This window comes from Actinophytocola sp., from assembly GCF_050699915.1.
GTDB lineage: Bacteria > Actinomycetota > Actinomycetes > Mycobacteriales > Pseudonocardiaceae > Actinophytocola.
The window spans coordinates 1-5110 of sequence record NZ_JBOHGA010000329.1 but is presented as its reverse complement, the minus strand read 5'-3'; the positions used below and the strand labels follow the sequence as shown (position 1 = coordinate 5110).

At 71.9% G+C, this 5110-nt stretch carries 5 protein-coding genes and 1 pseudogene; 1 reads left to right on the top strand and 5 read right to left on the bottom strand.

Translation table 11 applies throughout. From position 1 onward, the window contains the following. Positions 1-107: 107 nt before the first annotated feature. From ACRDSK_RS31690 to ACRDSK_RS31680, 3 genes are all read right to left on the bottom strand, one after another. A complete protein-coding gene (locus ACRDSK_RS31690) occupies positions 108-872 on the bottom strand; it encodes a sugar isomerase domain-containing protein (protein WP_431445079.1) in 765 nt (254 codons plus the stop codon). Beyond that, positions 869-1411 carry a TetR/AcrR family transcriptional regulator gene (locus tag ACRDSK_RS31685; RefSeq protein WP_431445078.1) on the bottom strand — a complete coding sequence of 181 codons (543 nt, stop codon included), beginning with the start codon at positions 1409-1411 and terminating at the stop codon, positions 869-871. Before ACRDSK_RS31685 ends, ACRDSK_RS31690 begins: the two co-directional genes overlap by 4 nt. A gap of 220 nt (positions 1412-1631) precedes the next feature. Beyond that, complete coding sequence (locus ACRDSK_RS31680; protein WP_431445077.1) at positions 1632-2066, bottom strand: MarR family winged helix-turn-helix transcriptional regulator; 435 nt, start codon at positions 2064-2066, stop codon at positions 1632-1634. Between the two features lie 84 nt (positions 2067-2150). On the opposite strand from ACRDSK_RS31680, the gene ACRDSK_RS31675 reads away from it, so the two are divergent. Continuing rightward, on the top strand, positions 2151-3572 hold the full coding sequence (locus ACRDSK_RS31675) for an MFS transporter (RefSeq protein WP_431445076.1): 1422 nt from the start codon (positions 2151-2153) through the stop codon (positions 3570-3572). A gap of 66 nt (positions 3573-3638) precedes the next feature. On the opposite strand, the gene ACRDSK_RS31670 is transcribed toward ACRDSK_RS31675, so the two are convergent. Together ACRDSK_RS31670 and ACRDSK_RS31665 are read right to left on the bottom strand one after the other, a co-directional pair. Continuing rightward, a complete protein-coding gene (locus ACRDSK_RS31670) occupies positions 3639-4616 on the bottom strand; it encodes a hypothetical protein (protein ID WP_431445075.1) in 978 nt (325 codons plus the stop codon). A 57-nt stretch (positions 4617-4673) separates the two neighbouring features. Further along, positions 4674-5110, bottom strand: a pseudogene (locus tag ACRDSK_RS31665) (glycosyl transferase); the annotation flags it as partial.

The following is a 5110-nucleotide window of genomic DNA, read 5'->3' as shown; positions in this document are numbered from 1 at the left end:
GCAAGGCGGAGCGATGGCCTCGTACTGGGCGTACTCGGCCATTGCGACAACGCGGCCAGGGGCCGGCTGGGCGCGAATCGCGCGGCCAGAGATCCGTCAGACGTGCCCTAGCTGGCGGTCCGTCGGATCCGGCCCGCGTACTTGGCCTCCAGCTCGAGGTTGCGCGCGTGGCCGCCCGGGACGTTGTTCGACACGTACACCGGGGGCATCGTGCCGGCCTCGAGCATGAGCCGGACCGTCTCGGCGACCACCATCTGCACCAGCAGCGCGGCCGACAACGACGACACCGCGCCCGCCGACGTGCCGTCCGGCATGGCCAGCAGGGTGTCGCCGAACGGGGCGCCGTTGTCCAGCGTCACGTCGGCGAGATCCGCCAGCCGCTTGCCCGACTCGTGCCGCGGCTCGACCCCCGTCGAGTGCTCCACCGACGTGATCGCCACGAGCTGGTGGCCGTGGGACTTCACCACGTGGGCCATCTCGACCACCGAGGAGTTCACCCCGGAGCTCGACGCGATCACGAACAGGTCCCGCGGCCGGGGCGCGGCCAGCTCGTACAGCCGCCTGGCCACGTCGCCCCGCCGCTCGAGCATGGGATCCGCGAGCACGGCCGGGTCCTCGCCGCCGAACTGCACGAGGTCCGAGAGCGCGATCCGGTTCGTCGGGATCAGCCCGCCGGCCCGGCCGGCCACCTCCAGTGCGGTGCCCTGCGAGTGGCCGGTGCCGAACGCCTGGATCACCCCGTCGTCGGCGACGCACCTGGCGAACAGCTCCGCCGCGGCCGACACCTGGGTGCCGGACGAGGAGGCCACGTCGGACAGCCGGCGCAGCAGCTCCGCGGCGCTCGACGTGGCGCCGATGGACGTCGCGGTCACGGTGCCGTCACCGCCGCCGTCGCGACCCGGACGATCTCGGTGATCACGTCGTCCAGCGAGCGCTCGCCGTCGCTCAGCGACCAATGGTGCACCAGCTCGTTCACCGCCCCGATCAGCGCGACCGCGCCCAGATGGAAGTCGCGGTCCTCGGCCTCGCCGCGCTCGACCGCCCGCTTCGCCTCCGACACCAGGAACTGCGTCCACCGCTCACGCCACGCGATCCGGTGCCGTTCCACCGCGTTGCTGACTCCGATGATCTCCACGTAGGACAGCCGGGCCCAGCGCGGGTCGCTGGCCGTGGTGGTGACGAACGCGCGCACCGCGCAGGTGAAGCGCTCCCGCAGCGGGGTGTCGTCGGCGTCCTCGAGCGCGCCGAGCACCGCCTGGAAGGCCTGCTCGATGATGCGGTCGTGCAGCGCCATCAGCAGGTCCTCGCGGCTGCCGAACTCCTCGTAGAAGTTCCGGGTGGACACCCCGGCGTCGGTGCAGAGCCGCTCGATGGACGCCGCGGCGTAGCCCTCCGTGCCGAACAGCTTCAACCCGGCCGCGAGTAGCCGTTCCCTGCGCTCCGCGCTCCGCGCGCCGCTCGACGGCCGAACGTCCGCCGTAGGTGCGACGCGCCACCGCGCCGGTTCCCGCCATCCGCCAACCCCCAATCGGTACCGATCCAGGCTACTGGTGGCCGGCGGATGCCGTGAAGACCCCTTGCGCGGCCCGGCCAGCCGGCGGGCCGGGTGTCCACGGTGAACTCGACCGGCGTCACCGCCGGTTCGAGCGAAGGCCTTCCGCGAGCGCCTCGAGGGCCGGCAGGGCTTCCGCCAACGCCGCGCTCACCTCGGGCGGGAGCTCGTCGAGGATCGTCGCCACGGTCCGGGTGCGGGCGGCGAGGATGCGTTGGTGGGTCTGCCGCCCCTCGTCGGTGGCCACCAGCTGGACCGCACGCTGGTCGGCCGGGTGCGGCAGCCGTCGGACGAGGCCGTCGCCGTCGAGCTTGGACACCACGCGGGAGACCATCGTCGGGTTCAGGCCCTCCAGCTCGGTCAGCTCGGCGAGGCTGATCGGGCCGCGGTGGGCGACGAGGCCGAGTACCGAGGCCTGGGTGGGCGTCAGGTCCTCGCTCGACGACGACGCGTTGAACAGCCGCGCCAGCCGTCCGATGACCCGGCGCAACCTGGTCACAGCCTCGGCATCCACCACTGCCTCCCTGCTTGTCTTGCCCGGAGAGTTGGCTCACCAATGTATTGCTTGCCTGCCGGCAAGCAAATATCGTGGTGCTCTATGGGGACACGAAGCGTACGAGCAGCTTCGCCGTCCGCTACGCCACCCGCTGCCACCTCGACCCCGGACGGCCCGGATCCGTTGCCGCGGCGGCACGTCGTGTTCGCGGTGGTCGCGATCGCGCTGTTCATGGCCTCGGTCGACCAGACCATCGTGGCGACCGCGCTGGGCGCGATCCAGACCGACCTAGGCGCCGAGCTGACGTGGAGCGGCTGGACGATCACCGTGTACTCGCTCGGCCAGATCATCGCGATGCCGATGGCGGGCACACTGGGCGACCAGTTCGGCCGCAAGCGGGTCTTCCTGGTCGGCATCTGCCTGTTCACCGCGGCGTCGCTGGCCTGCGGCTTCGCCACGAACATCTATGTGCTGGTGGCGTTGCGCGCGGTCCAGGCCATCGGGGGCGGGGCATTCATCCCGTCCGCGACCGGGATCGTCGCCGAGCACTTCGGCCGGGACCGCGACCGTGCGGTCGGCATGTTCACCAGCATCTTCCCGATCGGCGGCATCGTCGGCCCGATCATCGGCGGGATCCTGGTCGGCTACTTCGGCTGGCGGACCATCTTCCTCGTCAACGTGCCGATCGGCGTGGTGCTGTTCGTGCTGTCCCGCAAGCTGATCGCGGAGTCATCGCGCAAGCCCGCCGGCCGGGTCGACTTCGGCGGCCTGGCGCTGCTCGCGACGCTGATGCTGGCGACGATGTACGGGCTGACCAACCTCGACCGCGGCGCGACGAGCCCGTGGTTCCTGGTGCCGGAGCTGCTCGCGGTCGTGGCCGCGGGCCTGTTCGTTCGGCACACCGTGCGCCACCGTGCGCCGTTCATCCCGCCGCGGCTGTTGGCGGGCAAGGGTTTCGGCACGATGAACGTGCTGAACCTGCTGTTCGGCGGCGCGGCCATCGGGTTCGCCGCGCTGGTGCCGCTCTACGCCGAGGAGCGGTTCGACCTCGACCCGCTGGCCGCCGGCACGCTGCTGACCGCGCGCGGCGTGGGGATGATCTGCGTCGCGGCGCTGGCCGTGCTCGCGCTGCGCCGGCTGGGCCACCGCATCCCGATGGTGGTCGGTTTCGTCACGCTCGCGGGCGGGCTGGTGCTGATGGCCCTGCCGCCGCCGGGGATCTCGGGCTACCTATGGCTGTCGATCACCGCGGCGGTCACCGGTATCGGCATGGGCATGGCCGTACCGGCGGCGAACAACGCCGGCCTGCAGCTGGCCCCGGACCGGATCGCGTCGATCGCCGGCCTGCGCGGCATGTTCCGCCAGAGCGGCTCGATCATCGCGGTGTCGATCACCACGGCGGTGCTGGCCAACAGCGCGCACCCGGCCGCCGCGCAGGCACACGCGTTGGTCGTGCTGGCGGTCCTGCTGGTGGCGGTCGTCCCGCTGATCTTCACGATCCCGGAACACCGCGGCAGCTGGTAGTCGCCATCATCAAGCGCTGGATCGATGACGCCGAGGTTCGCCGGGTGCGGCTGAGGCGGTGAGCGCTCAGCAGCCGCCGCGTGGGACGGTCTGGTGCCAGTCCGGCACCTGGTACCAGTCCGAGCTGGCCACGCTCGCGCCAAGGCAGCCGACCTGACGCAGCCGTTCCGTCGCCTCCGCCGGGGTCGGGTTCGTCGCGTCCAGCTCCGGCGCCAGCTCGTTCACGTTGGTCGCCACCGTGAGGTAGTGGTTGTCCACATAGAACGCCCGCTGCTCGGGCGACAGGCCGGCGAACGTCGTGGCACCACCGTCGAAGACGACGAACCACGGGCGCAGCGCCTCCTCGTAGCGGGTGCGCGGGTCCGAGCCGGCGATGCCGTCGTGCACGAACGGGAAGCCCACCGCGGCGCCCGGGTTCGCCGACAGGTGCCGGGCGTACTCGACCTCCGTCGGCAGCGAGTCGTTCTCCACGGTTCCCTTCAGCACCAACAGGATCACCCGCCCGCGCAACGACTCCGCCGGCGCCCACGCGTCGGCCCGCGACGCCGCGTCCGGGGTCGGGTGCGCGCCACCCATGAGGTCCGCCGGGCGGTACATCGCCGAGCCGAGGCGGTCGGCGAACAGCGCGTCCAGCTCGTCCGGCCCCACGCCCTGGTCGTCCTGGAAGCCGGCCTTCAGCTCCAGCTTGATCAGCAGCGGCTGGTGCGCGGGGTTCGTGTCGTGCCAGGACCGGATGTTGTCCACACAGGTCTCGAGGCCCTGGCTGGTGTCGCCGCTCGCGGACGTGCAGTTGTTGTCGTTCCAGAGTGGATTGTCGTGGTTGACCGTCCACGAGGACAGCGTCGTCCACACGTCGAGCTCGATCATGCCGACGCCGGTGCCGAGGGCGTCGGTGAGATGGCCGAACGCGCCCTTCTCATAGGAGTTGTGCAGGCCGCTGACCGCAACCCCGCCGAGCGTGGGCCCCTCTGCGGAAGCCGGCCAGAACGGCGTGGAGACGAGCACGAGGGCGGCCGCCGCCGCGGCGAGCAGTCGAGTGCGCACGGTTCACGGACCGTAGTCGACCGGTCGCAGCGGTGTCAGCCGCCGATCGGAGCCACTTCAGCGCAGGTCGTACACCGTCTGGCCGCCCACGTTCGTCGCCTCGTAGTTGTCCGCGACCCACTGCGCGATCCCCGAGTCGCCGCCCGGCCCGCCCATGCCGCCGCCCGAGACGTAGTAGCCGATCTGTCCATTCGCGACGTAGCGCTGGAACTCGGCGAGCGTGGGGGCCGGGTCGCCACCGCTCCAGCCGCCGATCGCGATCACCGACTTCCCGCTCGCCAGCTCGAGGTCCGCGGCCGCCGTGCCGCCGGTGGTCGCCGCCGCCCACGTCGTGTCCGTGTCTGCCAGCAGGGCGGCGACCTCGTCGCTCGCGGGCCCGGCCATGCGGTCCATCGTCGAGGCGGCCGGGCCGGACGCGGGGATCGAGCCCGCGTGCGTCTCCGCCGCCGTGGCCACCGAGAACGCGCCGGTGCCGGCCGCGGACCTCGAGCTGG

What these genes read in the sequence shown, in the direction of transcription:
- ACRDSK_RS31675 (WP_431445076.1), top strand. Translation starts at nt 2,151, where the DNA reads ATGGGGACACGAAGCGTACGAGCAGCTTCGCCGTCCGCTACGCCACCC.